Origin of the sequence: Lyngbya aestuarii BL J, assembly GCF_000478195.2 — a bacterium.
In the GTDB taxonomy this organism is placed as follows: Bacteria; Cyanobacteriota; Cyanobacteriia; order Cyanobacteriales; family Microcoleaceae; genus Capilliphycus; species Capilliphycus aestuarii.
In genome coordinates this window covers 39,313-59,070 of sequence record NZ_AUZM01000001.1, presented here as the reverse complement: position 1 = coordinate 59,070, position 19,758 = coordinate 39,313, and the positions used below count along the sequence as shown (strand labels likewise).

The following is a 19,758-nucleotide window of genomic DNA, read 5'->3' as shown; positions in this document are numbered from 1 at the left end:
TTCACTACTCTCGGGCAGATAATCCACCAAATCTCAGTCTGAGAACTTCCCAAGCGCTAACATATCGGACAAAAAACATCACTAGAGAAACCTGACATTTATGTTTTAGACTTGTCAAGCGCTCATCTAAAAATGTACTAACTACAAAGTTCAAAGGGGGAACTAAATTTTTCAGCAAGAGGGAAAGAAAAACGAGATCTTTTGGGAAGTTTCTAGTGTTTTTCTTTTGCTGTAAATCATAGATTCCTCCCATGAGCCGAATTGTTCTTTTATACAATTCTCGCCAAGACGTTCTAGCAGGATGTTGAACACAACTTTCCTCCGCATAAACTTGCAGATAACCGCTCTCAAAAATTCGCCGACACCATTCGACATCTCCACTGGACTTTAATGTTGCATCAAAAACACCGACCTTTTCTAAGACTTTTTTCCAAGTAAATAAATTACCTCCGGCGCCATATTGATATTTTTCTAAAAGTTCTTTTTGGGGAAAAGCTGTAATACTTTCATAGAGTTCTACTGGTGTGATTTTATCAGAATTTTGAAAGAAAATCTCTATTTTTCCTACAACTAATCCACAATTTAGAACCTTTTGCAAATTCGTTACACCCTGTTCGAGCCAATCTAAAGCCGGAAGACAATCAGCATCAGTGAAAGCAATAATTTCCCCTTTGGCAACCGATATTCCGTGATTTCGAGCAGCGTAGGAACCTGGAGTGCTTTCATTGATACAAAACGCTTGATTAAACAAAGCTACAACACGGTCTACTTTTTCAGCCGGATCAGAACCATTATCCACTACAATCACTTCATAACAGCTTTGAGGATAGGTCTGCTGATCCAGTGCTTTTAAACAGTGTTTTAAGCGTTCCGTATCATTATAAACAGGAACAATTACGGACACGAAAGGTCTAGATGAATGTTCCATTTCCAGGAAATTTTAGCTAAGGCTTTTACCAGAGAAAGCAAACAGATAAAGAGTTAATGGGAATTATCGAAATATTAACCCCATCAACTCATTAATTTTATTTCATTACTAATTCAGGTTTTTCACGACCTTTCCATTCTTCTTTAGTAAATTCTTCGTGATAGGAACGCTCTGTGTTAACATTCCAAAGATCGTGATCGTCACCGAGTAAATTTTGTGCGGCTAACAGTCCAGTTAGCATCGAATGGTCTTGGTTATTATAACGGTGCATTCCGTTACGACCAATGGTTTGTAAGTTATCAAACTGGGATAAATAATCTTGAATAACTTGTAAATGACGGCGATAGTCTCGGTCATAAACGGGGTAAGCTTTGGGTTGACGGAGAATTGTTCCATCCTCTACTTGACTAGCTTTTGCTAAACCTAGCTTTTCGATTTCCCGAGTGGCTAAATCTAAAAGTTCGGTGTCTGACAACTTCCAAATTTCATCGCCTTCTGTACAGAAATATTCTAAACCCAAACAGGTTTTTGTTTGATCCGGAACCATCGCCGGACTCCAGTTTTTAAAGTTTTGGATTCGACCCACTTTAACTTCTGGACTATGAATATAAATCCAGTTATCTGGAAATAGTTTAGCCTCATCAATAATCAAAGCAACAATCAAAAAGTCTCGATAAGACAGAGATTTTGCAGCGTGTAGAACTTCATCAGGAGGTAAAGGATCAAGTCGATTAACCAATGCAGTGACAGGCATACTGGAAATAAAATTCTCGCCTGTGATTGTCATTTCTTGACCGTCTTGATCAGCTGTGATTTCGGTAATATGATAACCTTCTCGCTTAACACTCATCACCCGAGTATTAAGGGAAATTTGACCGCCTTTTTCATCCACTTTTTGTTGGAAACGTTCCCACATCATTCCCGGGCCATAAATTGGATAGTCAAATTTTTTGATTAAAGTTTTGGTATCATTGCTGCCAAATAAAGCATTGATTACGGCTTTTTTCAGAGATAAACCTTTAATCCGTTGAGCTGCCCATTCGGCTTCAATTTTGTTGCAAGGAATTCCCCAAACTTTCTCAGTGTAGGTTTTAAAGAATGTTCGATAAAGCCGACTTCCAAAGCTATCTGTAACCCATTCTTCAAAGGTTTCCGCTTCTAGATCGGGTTGTAACTTGGCTTTGACTTTTGCTTTTAAATAGCTCATCAAAATTAACGAGCTTTCAATTACACCTAGATTTAAGAGTGTATTGTAAATCGACAGCGGATAATCATAAAATTTGTTCTGGTAATAGATGCGAGACAGTCGAGGAACTTGAATAAACTCGTCTCCCAGAACTTCTTGCCACAATTGATTGACAACATCTACTTTAGTAAAAAAGCGATGACCACCAATATCAAAGCGATATCCTTTATAGATCTCAGTTCTAGAAATTCCTCCTACTTGACTTGCTGCTTCTAAGACATGAGGATGCACTCCTCGCTTTGTGAGTTCATAAGCCGCAGTTAAACCAGCAGGGCCAGCTCCAATGATGACAACGGGGTGATGTAGCATTTGTAACCTCTGATGACGTAGTTTTTGCTGAACTTGAGATAGGAAAGATGTGTCTGCCGAAAATCCTGAACTTCTGAGCAGTTTAGACGTTGCTAGGCGCAGTAGAGTTCAAAATTTAACAGATGGTATTTTCAGGAGTCTTAGGAGAACACTGTAATTTTATAGGATGCTGAGTACAGAATTTCGCACACATACAAAAAAAATTAAGAGAAATGGCTTCAAAAAATTGCGATGATTCGCTTACCTCATCAACCCAAAGCAAACCTTACCAATGGCCAAGGCTAACCCCCCTCAACAATAATCATTCAAACTAAATTCAAGACATGACATCGGAAGGATCGAAAGCTTTAATGGAGTGATATTGTCTTGGGCAAGTTTTAAAAGCTGCTGAGTTGATCCTAAAAAAAGGTCGTATTTCACGACTTTATGCTTTGCGATAAGTGAGTTGTACTTGAAACCAATGACGAACGAAACCAATCCCAAACGCTAACCCACTATAAAAATAGTACAGCCAGTGCCAAGGCAAAGCTCGAAGGGTAAAAAACAAACCTCGTTTGTTATGAAAAAATTGGTAAACTGGTGCATTCAAAATGACAAACGCTAAAGCAAAGATACAGGCAATGATCGAAGTTTGAGATAACCAAGGTGTTGCCAGTAATGCACCGATCTTAGCATAAACTAAGACAACACTCATCCGATTTGAGTATTGTAGGTTTAAGTCATTATTTAACTGGCGATCGCGTAGAATCAAAGCAGTCCAAGGCAATGCTCGACAGAAAAAGTCTGCTTTTACCATGGAAATCGGTCGCCATTCTTTCAGATGCTTAACTAGAATACCTTTCCGCAAGCCAATACTGTAACCTGCTTTTTTAAGTCGATAGCCGAGTTCAATATCTTCAATGCAAGGAAGACGATATTTTTCGTCAAAACCTCCAACGTGCAAGAAAACCTCTTTACGAACGGCACCACAAGCTCCCCAAAATGTAGATGCTTCTTCTTGACTGATTTGGTGAGTATAGTGATGAAATAAATTTCGGTATTGGGAGAGAAAATTCTCTGCTCCCGGTGTATCATCGTAGGAACCAATTAGAGCTGATAAATCTGGCTCATTTGTAAACACATTGACGACTTTTTCAATCGTATCCGGATAGATTTCTACATCTGCATCTATAAAGAACAGAATATCACCTTTTGCAGCCTCCGCTCCTAAATTACGCGCTCTAGCAGGGCCTCCTGCTTTGGGGAGTCGAATCACTTTTGCGCCAAAGTTCTCAGCGAGCAACCAAGAACCATCTGTATCTCCATCAGCTACTACAATCACTTCATCTGCATTAAGAGAAGTTTTTGCCAAACTTTGAAGACATCGCTGAAATTTTTCGCCGCCATTATAGACAGGAATAATAACTGATATCGTTGGCTTAGGATCTGAACAGTTGTTGATCATACTTCCTTTGATGGTGATCTTTTGTTTCTTTTTCTCTTCTATCATCTTAAACAAAATAGTGAAAAAAATCACCATAAAGATAGAGAAGCGTGTAAAGCTTTTGTAAAAAAAAAAAAAAAATGATAAAGCTTTTGTAAAGCCAGGGTTTTTATCCAATTGAGCCTTATAATTCTTGACAATTTTGCCAATAGGGAGAGAGTTCGTTCTAATAAAAATTGATGTGATCCGTGACTAATATCCGTTTACTAATTCGTTAGCTTGAGTGATGTTTCGATTTGATTTGTTCTCAACTCAGAGTATGCTCAAACGGTTGACCTGAGTGAATGACAACACTATCTCCGGAGGTAAGATTTTGAGCAGGTTCTCGGGTTAAATTGACTTTCTATCACATGATACCGGATGAGAAAGAAAAAAAACTATATTGACTTAGCCTTAAAATTACAGAAGATTTGTGTGATCGTCTCACGCACTCAGGGGATTTTCAACCCAGCTTGATTAATTTGGCTGTTATGACGATTAATGCTTGCTGATAACCTAGCCCTGATATGAAATTGAAAAAAAGAATACTACAACTCACCATTCCGGCGGGTTGGAAGCCCACACCATAATCTTTGATTTGGTGTGAGGAGGAAAACCCGCACAGCGATTTTCGGTATGGTAATATATCATTATGTGAGTTTTGAGTTGCCGTGAAACAAGTCAATCACGCTAGTTGTACGCCTTCAACCCACCCCAGAGCAGTCTCAATTAATCGAGAAAACTGCGGTGGCGTTTGCTGATGCCTGCAACTGGATCAACGGCAACGTTAATTCAAATCTGACCAACAGAAACTCCATCCAAGCAATCTGCTACAGCGATGTTAAGTCCCAATTTGGATTGACAGCCAATCATGTAGTTAGGGCGTGCGCGAGGGTCGCAGCAAATCGATTAACTGCCAAACGGAAACGGAGAAAAGTCAGGGAATTTAAACCGACAAGTTTTGACTGCGATGCCCGAACCTTTCGGATTATTGAAGAAGGGTATTTGGTCAGCCTCAGCACGACAGAAAAACGGATTAAAGTTCCGATGAGGGTTAGCAATTACCACATCGGAAAACTTCAAGGACGCCCATCCACTTCCGCTCAGGTCTGCAAGCATCGAGATGGCAACTTTTATATCCATATCCAACTAAAATCCGATGCGCCCAAGCTGAAAAAATCCAAAAATGTAATTGGGGTGGATTTTGGCAGGCGAGATATTGCCGTTACCTCGACGGGTAATTCTTGGTCGGGAAAAGATATCAGCAGCATCCGAGACAAGTATTTCAGGACTCGGACATCATTACAGAAAAAAGCGTCTCAAGGCACAAGATCTACACGCCGTCGGGCGAGAGAGATTTTGAAACGGCTATCGGGAGGGGAAAAAAGGTATCAATCGTGGTTAAACCACAACATTTCCAGTTCAATCATTCGAGAAGCTATTGCCACTGACTCAATTGTTGCCGTGGAAGATTTGACGGGAATTCGAGAGAGAACCAACCAAAAACCCAGAAACAAAACAGAACGCAGGCGTTCCAACTCCTGGGCTTTTTATCAATTGAGAGCCTTCCTCGAATACAAAGGGATTAAAGAAGGGGTGAAAGTGATAGCTATCCCCCCGTCTTATACTTCTCAAACCTGTCAGAAGTGTCTGCACATCGGAACCCGAAACAATAAGTCTTTTAAGTGCGAAAACTGCGGCAATAATTGTGATGCTGACTACAACGGCGCGAAGATGATTGAACTGTGGGGCTGTTCTGTAAACCAGCCCAGAGGCTCAGAGCTATTGTCTTGCGACATTAACTCTAGGGCTACTGAAAGCCTACACTTACCCTACCGGAAGTGTAGGTAGTTTACTCTCCCTCTCTCCTGACTCCTGACACCTGTTTACAGGTACTCGCTCTCACGGATCACGGTCTCCGAACCTCACCCATCAAATTTTAGTCTGACGAGCGCGCATAGCGATACTCAGAACTCGCTGACTTGAATACACCTTATATATATAGTGCAACTAAACTCAGTGAGAACAACAGTTCTCCTTCCTGACTCGGTTCGGGTTGGAAAATATGTCCTCAGCCAAGCTCATAGCACTCTATATAAGATACAAGGCACGCAAATGCTGGATCATCATCTGACTCGATTAAAAGCAGAATGTTTAAATTTTTATATTTTGTAACTTTAATTACAGAAATTTACTGATTGTTTTCTTTTTTTTGAGCTATTTATCTAATAAAAAGAGAAACGTTAATGATGAATAATTTTTATTTTTTCTTTGATTAAATAATTAAAACAATGATAAAATAGCTTAACTTCTTTTTTAGAGCGATAGAGTGTAAATCCTCTCCTCAAAAGATATAAAATCACTCTATATTGGGTTTGTATCCTAATTATCTAATCTATCTATAACCTTTTCATATTCGTTACTCTAGAGAGAGAAAAATCCTAATAATCGACTGAACAGAGACGCTAGATAATTCCTCTCATCAAATTTTAAATAATATTTTTTGCCTTTATTCAAAAAGTACAAATAGGAGTAAAATTACTTATATAACCCTAAAGAGAGAAAGAAGTAGCCTTGAGATTGTAAGAAGAAATACAACACTCTCAAATCTCACTTACTTTTCGATCACTTTTGGCTAACTTTCAGCTAACACACCCACCCAAAAAACTTCTAGAACACATTACTTTGTTCTTACTGACAGGGCTATAGGATTGTTTTAATCTTAGAACATACCGAACAAAACAACCTCTCTTTAAAGCACCTGGAGGGTCTAACTCATGAAAAGCACAATCAAAGCATTCGTCACCACTGCTATCGTCACTGCTGGTTTAGTCGTTGGTATTTCCCAAGCCAAAGCTCAACCGGATACTTTTACTCAAGAACGGGTTGTCTTTCAAACTGTTGAAATCGACGCCGAAAACAATCAATATGGTACGGTTCCCATGATTGTACGGGAAACCTACGACACTCGTTATCCTGGTCTTCTCGGTGGAAATTCTTTACTGAAACGGGAAGTCGTCCAGGTTGCATCTGAACCTTTAGTAATTTGGCAAGTTACTCTTTCTTCTAGTGATCCTCAAGGATCTTACACTCCTGACCGTCGCGCTGCGGCAGTTAGCACTCGTTTAACAAACTTGGCTGACTCTTTAGGCGTGACCAGTTTAGAAGAAATGTACCAAGCCGGAGTCGTTAACTACGAAGGCGTAATCTTCGCCTCAGAAGAACCCGGTGACGCTAACTTCCAAAATGTAGTGTTCACTTTATCTCCAGGAAATCGGGATCAAGGCGATGTGTTCGTTGAACACCTCCAAGACTTTGGAGATGCAACTGCGAGTGGTGAGCCGCTTTACAACTAATTGAGCTTACCCCAGAATTTCAGGAGTTGTCAAAAACCTCTCAATAGATACAGACGTTATTCTGCAACTCCTGTCTTTCTCCAAAGCTAAACGCTGCTCAACTCATTGATCGCCTTGATTGAAGAATCGTCAACCTTTAGAACTTCACGAGGGCTAACCATGAAAGCAATACAACTCACTACCGCACTGCTTCTATTGTCTAGCTTTGCCAATCCCTCCGCCGCTCAAGAAGAAATCTCCGCAGTGACAACAACTTCTTATTCTAGAGTGCAAGAGGTTCACGAGACTAACAATCAAGTTATTGATCAAGATCTCAACAATAATCAGTTGAGCGTCAGTTTAGATCAATTAGAAGTTCAGTCTCAACCTGGGCTATCGCGCAACAATCTCAATCAAGTGAGTGAAAATATTAACTCACAGATGGATAAAAATCATCAGAGATGGGAAGTAGAAGTTGACTGGGAGAATAACAAACTCAAACGTTACTTCTAGTTTCTATGAACTCGGTCAAGAAAGCATCTATTCCACAGAGGATTGAAAGCTCAAACCTAACCATCACAGAAGCCTGCATTATGGCGATCGCCATGATTACCGCTCTCAGTCTTCAGGCTCATGCTAAGTCACAAAACCGTCAACTGGCAGCGAACCTCGAATCAGACTTTGAATCTTTAACAGAGTGTAAGACTTCTGAGATGAAAATCTCCAATCAAGTTGGACAATGAAGCTTTCTGACATCTAGAAAAAGTCCATCACCTCAGTGCTATTCACCCTGCAATTATCTCAATTCAACTATCTCAACCCGATCAACAGGAGAATCTATCATGTTTGGCAGATCCATCAAACCCAACAACCAAAGCCTGAATAACCCCTTCAAAGTTTCTGCTGCTCTTGCTTTAGTCACGATTGGAATGATCGGCGTGATCTCTGAAACTCCGAGAACACCTTCGGCTCGATACCACAGTGAAGATCATACCGAAGAAATCAATCGGATTAGACAAGGTGGAGTCACTATCTATCGCTACGAAGTGACAGACCCCACTACAGGTTCAGAGATTTCTGTCTCCAAAATTCAAAACCAGTAATCTTGGAAATGAGAATTTCTCAGGTAAGCAGGTACAAGAAGTAGAGTGACAACAATTGAGAGATATCGGTTGATTGACGAATCATCGACCAACTCACCACAACCACAGGCGGGTTAAAAATCGTTGATAAAGCAATTAAGACAGTCCTTGTAACGACAGATAAGAAACCGGAATTGCCCAACTCAGTGTTTTCATTTGTTGAACTTGTTCTGGAGAAGGGCTAGAGCCATCACTATAACGATAGACCTTATCTGCGGAGAGGGCAAACTTAGAACGACCGTTAATCCCAATCAGTTCACCGCGTTGGTTAAATACCGGGCCACCACTCATTCCACTACGAATGTCGTTGGTATAACCCAGTTGATACCCTTCAACTAAGCTTCGGTTCGGTACCATTCCCACTTGACCTTGAGTGAGTTGAAACGGCCGATTTCCCCACTCCCGAGTGTCTTGCATCCGTCCTGGACTATTCAACCAATTCGGAAATCCCGCAGCAACGACTGTTTCTCCGACTGCAACCCGACTGCTATCTCCCCGCTTTGCCACTTGATAGGAGCCACTACTATTAAACTGTAGTACCGCAACATCAAGATTTCGAGATGAGGAAACCAGGCGGCCTCCGTGCATTTGGCCATCTGTGGTCAAAATCATAAAATTGCCGGAGTTATTTTCAACAACATGAGCATTTGTGACAACTGTGTATCCTTGTCCAGAACGATTGATAATCACGCCCGATCCCACACTTCGGTTAGCAAAAATTCTTACTGTTACCTTTTGGGCCATTTCAGAGATCGAAGCCGGGACGTTTTCAGAAGGAGAAGGGGAAGACATCGTGTAACCCACAGAATAGGAAGGAGTTTGGCTCTCTGCCGCCGGGAGATTAGCCCCCAGGAACAATAACGATGCGCCAATGACCTGAGTTCCCAATAATACAGTTTTTAAAAATGAACGAGAAGCTTGAGAAACGGCAGCAAAACGGTTTTTATTTGATTTGTATTGTACAGAAAGCATAATATTCAGTGTTTTTGTTGTAAATCGTGTTTTTTTGAAAAAAATATTGAGATTGCAAGAGCGCGATCGGTGTTGATCAGCTTCAGTCAATCCTTTCTAAAATCAGGATGCCCAAGTTTAAAAAGATAAAATTCAGATCACCGTCTTAGTCAGCTAGCCTAGCAGTTAGAGTCACAAACGGCAAGATCAAATTCAGGATCAAACAAGCCGAGCCGCAAACTGCTGATGATTGGCCGAGTTCCTAAAAATGCAAACGTTGATTCTGATTCAAAATCTATCCAGAGAAAAAGATCTCAAATCAATCATATAGGAGAATGACTCCAAATGTATCCGACTTGAGGAGAGTTTGAAAAAAACCCAAAATCGCGCATCCGCTAGAACACATCGCTAAAATAAAGGTTGACTTTCAGCACCATGTATAGTGTTGTCACGGGAAACTTACCCATCAGGGACTCGGGTTGATTTTTCAGAGGGACTAATGGAATATATCAGGCGACCGAATCGCAATACCAGCAAGCCCAGGCTTCGCGATCACAATAATTTTCAATCATCAGGTGCAGCGTCCTTTCTATCTTGTCAACTTCCCGATGGACAGACTCTGAGTGAACCTTTCTTTCGACAACAGAAAACTTTTGGCCCCAACTTTTCGACAACGCTTGATCTCGATTGGCTACTCGCTGCTTATCAAAGCCTCTCTCAAGAACTCGAACTTGACAACCTTCTGCTGACCCTGATCAATCTTATCCTCGAAACCGAAGTGGTCAGTAAGGCGTGGTTGATTTTAGAAAAATCCGGTGATTGGGTCATCGAAGCTTCTGGAAGTCTTGAGTCTCATTCTGTACAAATCTTAAAATCCCTACCGTTAGAAACAGCCGAAAGTTCGCTCTTGATGCCGATTGTCAGTCGTGTCCTTCACCTTCAAACTCCTCTGGTGTTGAATGATATTTCTCAAGAGGTTGATCTGAGTCCAAGTTGTCTGGTTAAGCCCCAATCTTTATTCTGTTTTCCCCTCCGATGTCAGGATAAACTCATTGGGGTTTTGTATTTAGAAAACTATTTTATTACAAACGCTTTTACACCTGTTTTTAAAGAACTCCTCAACCGCTTGTCTCCTCAAATAGCAATTGCATTAAACAATGCTTACCGCTACAATAATCTTCATCAAAAAGTAGCTGAACAGACTCAAGCACGAGAACGGGTAACTGGCGAATTAAAACAAACACAAAAAAAACTTGTACAATCCGAGAAAATGGTCGCTCTTGGACAGCTAATTACTGGCATTGCTCACGAAATTAATACTCCTTTAGGGGCAATTTATGCTTCTGTTCAAAACCTATCTAACGCCCTAGAACATACGTTAGAAAAACTGCCACTTCTCCTCAAAGAACTTTCGACAACTCAGCAAGAAGATTTTCTGACTCTACTCGCCGCAACTCGCCCCAGTAATCTCCCCCTCTCTTTTCGAGAAGAACGTCAGTTAAAACGAACATTAGAAAAAGAGTTAACTAATCACAAGATCGAACAAGCTGAAACTCTCGCTTCAATGTTAGTCGAAATGGGAATCACAGATGTAGAACCTCCTCTATTACGCCTTTTACAAGCGTCTAACTCGATGATGATTTTAGAAACCGCTTATTATCTGGTGTTGCAATATAGAAATAGTGAAAATATTAAATTAGCCGTTGATAAAGCTTCAACGATTGTTACGGCACTGAAACAGTATGTGCATTCAGATCGCTGTAGTTGCATGATTACCGCCCAAATTTCTGAGGAGATTGATACTGTTTTAGTCCTTTATCAACATCAGTTTAAACAAGGTATTCAAGTCAGTACCAACTATGGAAATCTACCCGGAATTCGGTGTTATCCTGAACAACTCAATCAAGTTTGGGCTAATCTCATTCAGAATGCAATTCAGGCGATGGGAAGTCAAGGGAAACTAGAGATTACTGGAACTCGCCATCAGAATTTTATCCGGGTGCAAATTACCGATTCTGGTTGTGGGATACCCATCGAGATTCAAGACCAAATTTTTGACCCATTCTTCACCACCAAAGCAGTAGGAGTTGGAACAGGTTTAGGATTAGATATTTCTCGCCAGATTGTCGAGCAACACCAGGGACATATTGAAGTGGAGAGTCAACCGGGACGGACAAGTTTTACAGTATGGATACCTATTGACAATACTGCTAAATCTTAGATGGAAATTTGTTCAGATTGAACTGATCAGGTGGAAATTTTAGCTTATCCTCTGATCAAGGTGGGAAAATAGTCTGTCTTTAAATCGGCCATTTGCGCTCGGGTTAATCGCATCATTCATCCGTTGACTCGCTCATCCGAGGGGGTAAATTTAGTCAGGAATTAATTCTATACTCTGTAAAAATTATGATCAGGATTAAGATTTCCTTGATTAATTTCAATCCGTCCACATCATGAACTATAATATGCACTTTAACTGATCTTTTGTAAATCTAGACCTGAAAAATAAAATCAAAGTTAAAAATCTCTATAAAAGTTTCTAAATATCCCGGCGAAAAGATTAGAAAGACCTCAACTCTCGAGGGGAAAGTGATGGGAAAACCTACTATTATTTGTGTAGATGATGAACGAGTTGTGCTGATTAGTCTCCGAGATCAGCTCTTACCCTATTTGGGAGAAAAATACAACATTGAACTGGCAGAAAGCGGAGAAGAAGCATTAGAAATTATCGAAGAACTACAACTCGATCAGGTTGAAATTCCCCTGGTTATTTCTGATCTAATCATGCCCAAAATGACAGGGGACGAACTTCTCAAGCAGATTCACGAATGCTCTAGTAAAACCTTAAAAATCCTGCTCACCGGACAAGCAAGTACCGTCGCAATTGGCAAGGCTGTCAATTCTGCGAGTCTGTATCGCTATATTGCTAAACCTTGGAGTGAAACTGATCTTTGTTTAACGGTAACAGCCGCTTTACGAAGCTATCAACGAGACAAACAACTCTCGGAACAAAACGCCGCCCTCCATAAAATTAATCAAGAATTAGAACAACTCAATGTCTCTCTTGAACAAAAAGTCGCTGAACGAACTTGGGAACTCGAAGAAAAAAATCGCCTGCTTAAACGTGAAGAAGAACAACTGAGAAAAAGTGAAGAACGCTGGCAACTCGCCCTACGAGGAAGCAATGATGGGATTTGGGACTGGAATGTTCAAACCAATGAAAGCTTCTATTCAACTCGTTGGAAAGAAATGTTAGGGTATGAAGATCATGAAATCGGAAACACCCTGGATGAATGGTCAGATCGAGTTCATCCTGAAGATTTACCTCCAACTTTAGCTGCAATTGAAGACCATATTAAGCGCAAAACTACTTACTTTACATTTGAGTTTAGAATGCGCTGTAAAAATGGTGACTATAAATGGATTTTATCTCGTGGACAAGCCTTATTTGATGAAAATGAAGAAGCCGTTCGATTTGCCGGATCTCATGCCGATATTAGCGATCGCAAACGAGCCGAAGAAGCACTCGAATATCGCGCCCAAAAAGATAACCTGCTCAGTCGGATTTCCGAACAGTTTCTCAACCAAGATACTGATACAGCAATTCATCTCACCTTGCAAGCCACAGGTGAATTTATAGGTTGTGATCGGGTTTATGTTTTTCGCTATACCGATAATCATACGAAGCTCACCCAAACTCATGAATGGTGCGCCCCCAATGTTCCGTCTTTCATTCAAGATTATCAAGGCGTTCCGATTGAAGTTTTTCCTTGGTTTGTGCAAACGATTCTGAAAGGGAAACCTTTTCAAGTCTCTAGTATCGCTCAGTTGCCTGATGAAGCCGAAGCCGAAAAAGCTGAACTCAAGCGTCTGACGACTCAATCTTTATTAATTCTTCCCATGCAATTAACCGGGGCAGATGTTAATCAAAATGTGGGATTTATTGGTCTTGATAATGTGCGATCGCCCAGAGTTTGGAATCAAGAGGATATTAACTTAGTGCGACGAGTCGGAGCGTTAATTGCGATTGCTCAAGCTAAAAATGAAGCTGAACGGGCTTTACGAGACTCAGAAGCCCGATTTGCCGGAATTTTAGATAATGCAGATGAAGCGATTATTTCCATTGATGAAACTCAACATATCACTTTATTTAATCAAGGTGCAGAAAAGATTTTTGGCTATTCTCAAGCCGAAGTTCTCGGGCAAGCCCTGGATATTTTACTCCCATTACGATATGTTGACGCTCATCATCAACATATCAAAGATTTCACTCAAGCCCCATTATCGGCTCGCAAAATGAGCGAACGAAATACGGTATTTGGACGGCGACGCGATGGTGAAGAATTTCCGATTGAAGCTTCAATTTCTAAGTTAGAACTCGGAAATAAACGAATTTATACTGCATTTGTTCGGGATATTACCAAACGTAAACGAGCTGAAGAAGAACTCAAACGGGCTAAAGCGGCAGCTGATAGTGCGAGTCGGGCAAAAAGTGAATTTTTAGCCAATATGAGCCATGAATTAAGAACACCTTTAAATGGAATCTTAGGATATGCTCAAATTTTACAACGGGATAAAAACATTACCCCACAACAACGAAAAGGCTTAGGAGTGATTAAACAATGTGGTTCTCATTTGTTGACGTTAATTAATGATATCCTCGATCTCTCTAAAATTGAAGCTCAAAAACTTGAACTTCATCCGACAGATTTTGATTTTTTAACCTTTCTTTGCGGTGTCTCAGAAATTTGTCGAGTTCGGGCTGAACAGAAGAATATTTCTTTTACTTATCAAACCAGTCAACATCTCCCTAAAAGTCTTCATGCGGATGAAAAACGAGTCCGTCAGGTGTTAATTAATTTGATTAGTAATGCCATTAAGTTTACCGATACAGGGGGTGTGATTTTTTCGGCTGAACTGATCGAAAATGGCATGGCAACGGTTTGTGATGTCGGACATCCAGATCAATGTTTTACGCCACCTCAATGTGCAACTCACAAAATTAGATTTTTAGTTCAAGATACGGGAATTGGTATTCCTTCTGAACAAATAGAGAAGATTTTTATTCCGTTTGAACAAGTCGGCGATCGCTTTCGTAAAGCTGAAGGCACGGGATTAGGATTAGCAATTACCCAAAAAATTGTCTCGATGATGGATAGTACATTAAATGTGGAAAGTGTTGTCGGAAAAGGGAGTAAATTTTGGGTTGATTTAGATCTACATGAATCTTCAGAATGGGTGGATGCAAGTTTGCTCATGCCTGCAATTATTAGAGGGTATAAAGGTAAAAAATACACAATATTAGTGGTTGATGATCGCTGGGATAATCGCTCAATTCTGATTAATATGTTAGAACCACTTGGTTTTCAACTGGTGGAAGCAACTCACGGTGAGGAAGGTGTTGAAAAAGCAATTATCTGTCAACCTGATATTATTATTACAGATTTAGTCATGCCGCAAATGGATGGATTTGAAATGACTCGAAAACTCCGCCAAATTCCCGAATTCAAACACACTAACATTATTGCGACTTCTGCAAGTGTTTTTAGTTTGGATCGTCAAAAAAGCCAAGAGTCAGGTTGTGATGCTTTTTTACCTAAACCGTTACAGCTTGAAGATTTGTTAGAAACTTTACAAAGTTTACTGAAAATCTCTTGGATCTATGAAGATAATGAAATCCCAATAGGCATGAGTTATTCTGCAAAATATGATAAAAATGTAGATGTCTTACTTCCTTATCGTTCAGAGTTGATCACTGTAAAAGAAGCCTTAGAAATTGGTGATTTTGAAACAATTGAGCAAGAAGCTGAAAGACTTAAATCTCTAGATCAAAGTTATGTTGGCTTTGCTGTTAAACTTTTGGAAATGGCACAAGAATTTGATGAAGAAGGTATTATCAATCTGATCAAATAAAGTTACTTTAGAGGAGTTAGTTATCATGGAAAACAGGCAACAAGAACTCATTTTGATTGTTGATGACAATCCCACAAATATTAAAGTATTATCTGATTTTCTAAAAGATTTTGGATTTAAAGTTTTAATTGCAAAAGATGGTGAAAGCTGTCTCCACAAACTCGAAAAAATTAAGCCCGATTTAATTTTGTTAGATGTGATGATGCCTGGAGTTGATGGGTTTGAAACCTGTCGCCGCATTAAAGCTTTAGACGCAACAAAAGATATTCCCGTAATTTTTATGACAGCTTTAACTGATCCCGTAGATAAACTTAAAGGGTTTACTTTGGGTGCGGTTGACTATATTACAAAACCTCTACAACACGAAGAAGCGATCGCCCGAGTTAATGTTCACCTAAAATTACGCAGTCTCACCAAACAACTCGAACAACAAAATCACCTACTTGAAGAAAAAAATCAGCTTTTACAAGAAGAAATTCGCTATCGAAAACTCGCAGAATCCGCTTTTAGACTCTCTGAAGAAAAGTTTTCTAAAGCCTTTCGCTGTAGTCCACATCCTCTGACGATCAGCACCCTCGCAGAAGGACGCTATATCGAAGTGAATGAAAGCTTTTGTCGTTTAACGGGTTATAGTTTTGATGAAATCATGGGAAAAACAGCCGATGACTTAGACTTTTGGGTGAACCCAGATGATCGACAACGAGTGGTTCAACAATTACAATCAGAAGGAACAATTCGCAATCAAGAATTTAATTATAGAACTAAATTAGGAACAATTAGAACCATACTCTTATCAGCAGAAATCTTGGAATATGACGGACAAGATTATCTACTCACTATTCCCAATGATATCACCGATCGCAAACAAGCTAAAGCTGTTGTTCAACGCGCAACTGAGGAGTTAGAACGGATTACAACGATTGATGATTTAACCCAAATTGCCAACCGTCGGCGCTTTGAAGAATATCTAGGTCAACAATGGGGAAAACTCGGACGTGAACAAGCTCCTTTATCCTTTATCTTATGCGATGTTGACTACTTTAAACACTACAATGATACTTACGGTTACGAAGCTGGAAATGACTGTTTAAAAGTCATTGCTCAAGCCCTTTTACAAACCACTCGTAGCCCGGCGGATCTTGTTGCTCGATATGGGGGTGAAGAATTTGCAGTCGTTCTTCCCTATACAAATTCCTCAGAAGCTTCACAAGTCGCTGAAACAATTTGTTCTTTCATTCAACAACTCCAAATTCCTCATAGTCAATCCAATGTTAGTGAATTTATTACCTTAAGTTTAGGGGTTTCTAGTATTGTTCCCAGTTCAGAATCTTGTCCCGCAGAAGCCTTAATGAGTGCTGCAATTAGAGCTTTATCTCAAGCGAAACAACGCGGACGAGATACCTATTCTTTACACCCAGAACCTCAATTAGCTTGAGAGCGAAAATGCTCTACATTCAGGCGTCTATACTCAACTTTCATCCAGCGATCTATAATCAGATTTAAACCAGAATTATCGGCAATTTCAGTTACGGTTTTATCAATAACTCCCAATTGTCCCCAAACCGTTTTTGCTGGAACTGCGATCGCTTCTGAGACTATTTCAGATCAAAATCAATCTTTAATTTATCTCTATTGATTGCCATTTGCGGAACAACTAGATTATCTTAGGATTGGCTAATGTTTACATTTCTTAACTCCCGTGTCAGATTTTGCCTATTCCAGTCCGTCTGATTCTCGTTCTCGCTATGATGGTTGGTCTTTAGATGAACGCGATCCCGATTATATTAACGCTTTAATGCCCTTTTGGGAATGGTTTTATCGCTACTATTTTCGAGTTCAAACCGATGGTTGGCATCATATCCCCTCTGAAGGAAAAATTTTGCTCGTCGGTTCTCACAATGGCGGTTTAGCCTCACCCGATACACATATGTGTCTGTATGACTGGTTTCGGCGGTTTGGCAGCGATCGCTTACTTTATGGGTTGATGCACCCGAATATGTGGAAAGTCGCCCCTTCAGTGGCGAGTCAGGCGATCAAATGTGGTGCTGTGGTTGCCCATCCACGAATGGCGATCGCCGCTTTTAAACGCAATGCAGCAGTGGCGGTTTATCCAGGGGGGGGCGAAGATGTTTTTCGTCCCCATTCTATGCGAAATCAAATTTATTTTGCTGGACGTAAAGGCTTTATCAAACTGGCTTTACGAGAGGAAGTTCCAATTGTTCCTGTAATTTCTTGGGGCGCTCACGATACTTTAATTGTTTTAACAGATTGTTACAAAATTGTCAAACAATTGCATGATTGGGGAATGCCTTGGTTAATGGATATTGACCCTGAAGTTTTTCCGATTTATCTGGGTCTTCCTTGGGGAATTAGCATCGGGCCGTTGCCGAATTTTCCTCTACCTGCTCAAATTTATACCCGGGTTTGTGCGCCCATTCACTTTGAACGCTATGGCCGGGAAGCCTCTCTAGATCACGATTATGTTGATGTTTGTTATCAACAGGTTAAAACGCAAATGCAGCAAGAACTTGACGCTTTAGTGGCATCAGTTGAGGCACAAAACCGCTAATGATATTAAATTAATCTTGGTAGCGCTTTTTGTGTGATTTGTTAAACTTTTTTTAAGTATTTTTGAGAAGGAGCTTTAAACTATCTTCATAAAAATATTTGCTTTTTTTTAGAGAAAACTGTGATAAGATGCTCTATTAAATCAGTAAAATATACAGAATTTATCGTAGGGGATCAATGAAATATGCCGAAAGAAGGATTTGTAGGGGATGTCGTAGATGAGAAGCTATATGGATAAGTAGAAAAAGATTTATCCTGCTTTTCTATGACTCTAGAATTGTCGGAATGATAGAGATTCCTATCGGTTTACATCCCCACAGTCTAAATTCGGGAATAAATTGAACCTCACTTTAAAACCTTTACTCAATTACACAATCGGTGTTTAAAATGACGACTACAACACAAAAATCCATTCAAACGGTAACAAAACAAGCAGTTCACTGTCCTAATTGTGGTGCATTAGCCGAACGTTGGCACTACAGCGATCGCACTCAAACTGAATGCGGAGTCTGTGACTATTTGATGGTAACTTGTCCGCAAACGGGAAATGTGATCGAAGCGCAAGCACCCGGTCTTTATGCCAGTAATTTACAGTCTGTTAAATCTGTTGTTTTTGATGTGAAGTAGCCTTTAGAAGCTAAAATAAGGAGGGGTTAACTCTCCTTTAACTTCATCTCAATACTAAGGTTTTCAACAAGAGAAAAATATCCTTAGAAAAGAGTCAAAGTGTTTGCTAATTTTGAGAAGCATTGACTTGAGAAGCCCGTAACTGTCCACAAGCTGCATCCGCTTCTAAACCGCGAGAATACCGCACACTTACCGCAATATGTCGCTCTTTTAACGCTTTCATAAAGGTATTAATTTGTGGTGAAGTCGGACGCTGATAATCCACTTCAGAAATAGGATTATAAGGAATTAAGTTCACATGGCTTTGAAAGCCGCGTAGATGAGTTGCTAGTTCAATCGCGTGTTCCGGTTTATCATTAAAACCCGCCAGAAGAATATATTCAAAACTGACTCGTCTTCCGGTTTTATTGACATATTCTCGACAATCTGCAATCAGTTTTTCGAGGGGATAATGGTCAGCACTAGGAATTAACTTTTCTCGTAGCTTTTGGTTAGAAGCGTGTAAACTGACTGCCAGAGTAACTTGAAGTTGATAGCCCGCAAAATCACGAATTTGTTGGGGAATTCCTACAGTTGAAACCGTGATCATTCGCTGTCCGATACCTACATCTTGATTAAGAGATTTAATCGCAGCAACGACATTTTTTGTATTCAGCAGGGGTTCTCCCATTCCCATAAATACAATATGGCTAACTCGTCGCCCAAAATCTTCTTGAACCGTTAACACTTGATCGATAATTTCATGGGTTTCTAAATTGCGAACAAATCCCCCTTTTCCCGTCGCACAAAAATCACAGGCCATCGGACAACCCACTTGAGAGGAAACGCAAACGGTGAGGCGCTTTTCGGTGGGAATTCCAACGGTTTCAATGATATTATTATCCGCTAACTTTAACAGATATTTAACCGTTTTATCCGGTGCAACTGACCGATAATGAATTGTAGAACGACCAATAGAAACATTAGCCACAGTTTCTCGCCATTGTTTCGGAAAAACTGTAATTTCGCCTAGAGATTTACTTCCCTTCTGATAAATCCATTGATAGAGTTGTTTACCGCGATAGGAGGGTTGTCCTCGTTCTTGAACCCAAGTGGTTAATTCGTCTAAAGATAATCCCAATAAAGGGGCTTGAGAGGATTCAATTGTTAACATAGAAAGTGATTATAAAAATCAAATTTATAGAAATAATAACACAAAATAACAACCCCACTGTCGGGGCGGGCTGTCTAACAAATTTTGAGACGAACAGATCACCTCAATAAACCCGCTAAATAAA

At 40.1% G+C, this 19,758-nt stretch carries 16 protein-coding genes; 10 read left to right on the top strand and 6 right to left on the bottom strand.

The window, feature by feature from the left end:
* Positions 1-4 precede the first annotated feature (4 nt).
* The 3 genes from M595_RS00225 to M595_RS00215 form a co-directional block, all read right to left on the bottom strand.
* Positions 5-928 carry a glycosyltransferase family 2 protein gene (locus M595_RS00225; RefSeq protein ID WP_052001669.1) on the bottom strand — a complete coding sequence of 308 codons (924 nt, stop codon included), beginning with the start codon at positions 926-928 and terminating at the stop codon, positions 5-7.
* Positions 929-1,025: 97 nt separating this feature from the next.
* Positions 1,026-2,483 carry an NAD(P)/FAD-dependent oxidoreductase gene (locus M595_RS00220; RefSeq protein WP_023063965.1) on the bottom strand — a complete coding sequence of 486 codons (1,458 nt, stop codon included), beginning with the start codon at positions 2,481-2,483 and terminating at the stop codon, positions 1,026-1,028.
* A 424-nt stretch (positions 2,484-2,907) separates the two neighbouring features.
* The gene (locus tag M595_RS00215) at positions 2,908-4,002 is read right to left on the bottom strand and encodes a glycosyltransferase family 2 protein (protein WP_510984653.1); all 1,095 of its coding nucleotides are present in this window, start codon (positions 4,000-4,002) and stop codon (positions 2,908-2,910) included.
* Between the two features lie 627 nt (positions 4,003-4,629).
* Here M595_RS00215 and M595_RS00210 point away from each other — a divergent pair.
* The 5 genes from M595_RS00210 (at position 4,630) to M595_RS00195 (ending at position 8,383) form a co-directional block, all read left to right on the top strand.
* Entirely contained in the window at positions 4,630-5,796 is a 1,167-nt protein-coding gene (locus M595_RS00210; protein WP_040483352.1) for an RNA-guided endonuclease TnpB family protein, read from the top strand.
* A 926-nt stretch (positions 5,797-6,722) separates the two neighbouring features.
* The gene (locus M595_RS00205; protein ID WP_009784920.1) at positions 6,723-7,301 is read left to right on the top strand and encodes a COP23 domain-containing protein; all 579 of its coding nucleotides are present in this window, start codon (positions 6,723-6,725) and stop codon (positions 7,299-7,301) included.
* A 159-nt stretch (positions 7,302-7,460) separates the two neighbouring features.
* Positions 7,461-7,793: a hypothetical protein gene (locus M595_RS00200; protein ID WP_023063842.1), complete on the top strand. Its 333-nt coding sequence runs from the start codon at positions 7,461-7,463 to the stop codon at positions 7,791-7,793.
* A gap of 5 nt (positions 7,794-7,798) precedes the next feature.
* On the top strand, positions 7,799-8,023 hold the full coding sequence (locus M595_RS30385) for a hypothetical protein (RefSeq protein ID WP_152983518.1): 225 nt from the start codon (positions 7,799-7,801) through the stop codon (positions 8,021-8,023).
* Between the two features lie 99 nt (positions 8,024-8,122).
* Entirely contained in the window at positions 8,123-8,383 is a 261-nt protein-coding gene (locus tag M595_RS00195) for a hypothetical protein (protein WP_023064061.1), read from the top strand.
* Between the two features lie 135 nt (positions 8,384-8,518).
* On the opposite strand, the gene M595_RS00190 is transcribed toward M595_RS00195, so the two are convergent.
* Entirely contained in the window at positions 8,519-9,394 is an 876-nt protein-coding gene (locus tag M595_RS00190) for a S1C family serine protease (RefSeq protein ID WP_023063852.1), read from the bottom strand.
* Positions 9,395-9,872: 478 nt separating this feature from the next.
* Here M595_RS00190 and M595_RS00185 point away from each other — a divergent pair, with 478 nt between their 5' ends.
* The 3 genes from M595_RS00185 to M595_RS00175 all read left to right on the top strand — a co-directional run bounded on the left by M595_RS00185 (position 9,873) and on the right by M595_RS00175 (position 16,721).
* Positions 9,873-11,594 (top strand): GAF domain-containing sensor histidine kinase, encoded by a 1,722-nt coding sequence (locus M595_RS00185; protein ID WP_023063855.1) that lies wholly within the window; start codon positions 9,873-9,875, stop codon positions 11,592-11,594.
* 371 nt (positions 11,595-11,965) lie between these two features.
* Complete coding sequence (locus M595_RS31645) at positions 11,966-15,286, top strand: PAS domain S-box protein (RefSeq protein WP_023064020.1); 3,321 nt, start codon at positions 11,966-11,968, stop codon at positions 15,284-15,286.
* 25 nt (positions 15,287-15,311) lie between these two features.
* Positions 15,312-16,721: a diguanylate cyclase domain-containing protein gene (locus tag M595_RS00175; RefSeq protein ID WP_023063989.1), complete on the top strand. Its 1,410-nt coding sequence runs from the start codon at positions 15,312-15,314 to the stop codon at positions 16,719-16,721.
* On the opposite strand, the gene M595_RS32950 is transcribed toward M595_RS00175, so the two are convergent.
* Positions 16,709-16,885: a CoA-binding protein gene (locus M595_RS32950; RefSeq protein WP_083492746.1), complete on the bottom strand. Its 177-nt coding sequence runs from the start codon at positions 16,883-16,885 to the stop codon at positions 16,709-16,711. The two genes, M595_RS00175 and M595_RS32950, sit on opposite strands and share 13 nt — an antisense overlap.
* Positions 16,886-16,985: 100 nt before the next feature.
* On the opposite strand from M595_RS32950, the gene M595_RS00170 reads away from it, so the two are divergent.
* Both M595_RS00170 and M595_RS00165 read left to right on the top strand, forming a co-directional pair.
* The gene (locus M595_RS00170; RefSeq protein ID WP_023064018.1) at positions 16,986-17,855 is read left to right on the top strand and encodes a lysophospholipid acyltransferase family protein; all 870 of its coding nucleotides are present in this window, start codon (positions 16,986-16,988) and stop codon (positions 17,853-17,855) included.
* A gap of 386 nt (positions 17,856-18,241) precedes the next feature.
* Positions 18,242-18,481, top strand: a complete 240-nt coding sequence (locus M595_RS00165; RefSeq protein ID WP_052001667.1) for a hypothetical protein — start codon at positions 18,242-18,244, stop codon at positions 18,479-18,481.
* A gap of 106 nt (positions 18,482-18,587) precedes the next feature.
* On the opposite strand, the gene rlmN is transcribed toward M595_RS00165, so the two are convergent.
* A complete protein-coding gene (gene rlmN, locus M595_RS00160) occupies positions 18,588-19,634 on the bottom strand; it encodes a dual-specificity RNA methyltransferase RlmN (protein ID WP_023063908.1) in 1,047 nt (348 codons plus the stop codon).
* Between the last annotated feature and the right edge of the window lie 124 nt (positions 19,635-19,758).

Excerpts from the sequence above, each read along its gene's own strand:
- M595_RS00225 (WP_052001669.1), bottom strand. The coding sequence starts at position 928 with ATGGAACATTCATCTAGACCTTTCGTGTCCGTAATTGTTCCTGTTTAT.
- M595_RS00220 (WP_023063965.1), bottom strand. The coding sequence starts at position 2,483 with ATGCTACATCACCCCGTTGTCATCATTGGAGCTGGCCCTGCTGGTTTA.
- M595_RS00215 (WP_510984653.1), bottom strand. The coding sequence starts at position 4,002 with ATGGTGATTTTTTTCACTATTTTGTTTAAGATGATAGAAGAGAAAAAG.
- M595_RS00205 (WP_009784920.1), top strand. The coding sequence starts at position 6,723 with ATGAAAAGCACAATCAAAGCATTCGTCACCACTGCTATCGTCACTGCT.
- M595_RS00200 (WP_023063842.1), top strand. The coding sequence starts at position 7,461 with ATGAAAGCAATACAACTCACTACCGCACTGCTTCTATTGTCTAGCTTT.
- M595_RS30385 (WP_152983518.1), top strand. The coding sequence starts at position 7,799 with ATGAACTCGGTCAAGAAAGCATCTATTCCACAGAGGATTGAAAGCTCA.
- M595_RS00195 (WP_023064061.1), top strand. The coding sequence starts at position 8,123 with ATGTTTGGCAGATCCATCAAACCCAACAACCAAAGCCTGAATAACCCC.
- M595_RS00190 (WP_023063852.1), bottom strand. The coding sequence starts at position 9,394 with ATGCTTTCTGTACAATACAAATCAAATAAAAACCGTTTTGCTGCCGTT.
- M595_RS00185 (WP_023063855.1), top strand. The coding sequence starts at position 9,873 with ATGGAATATATCAGGCGACCGAATCGCAATACCAGCAAGCCCAGGCTT.
- M595_RS31645 (WP_023064020.1), top strand. The coding sequence starts at position 11,966 with ATGGGAAAACCTACTATTATTTGTGTAGATGATGAACGAGTTGTGCTG.
- M595_RS00175 (WP_023063989.1), top strand. The coding sequence starts at position 15,312 with ATGGAAAACAGGCAACAAGAACTCATTTTGATTGTTGATGACAATCCC.
- M595_RS00165 (WP_052001667.1), top strand. The coding sequence starts at position 18,242 with ATGACGACTACAACACAAAAATCCATTCAAACGGTAACAAAACAAGCA.
- rlmN (WP_023063908.1), bottom strand. The coding sequence starts at position 19,634 with ATGTTAACAATTGAATCCTCTCAAGCCCCTTTATTGGGATTATCTTTA.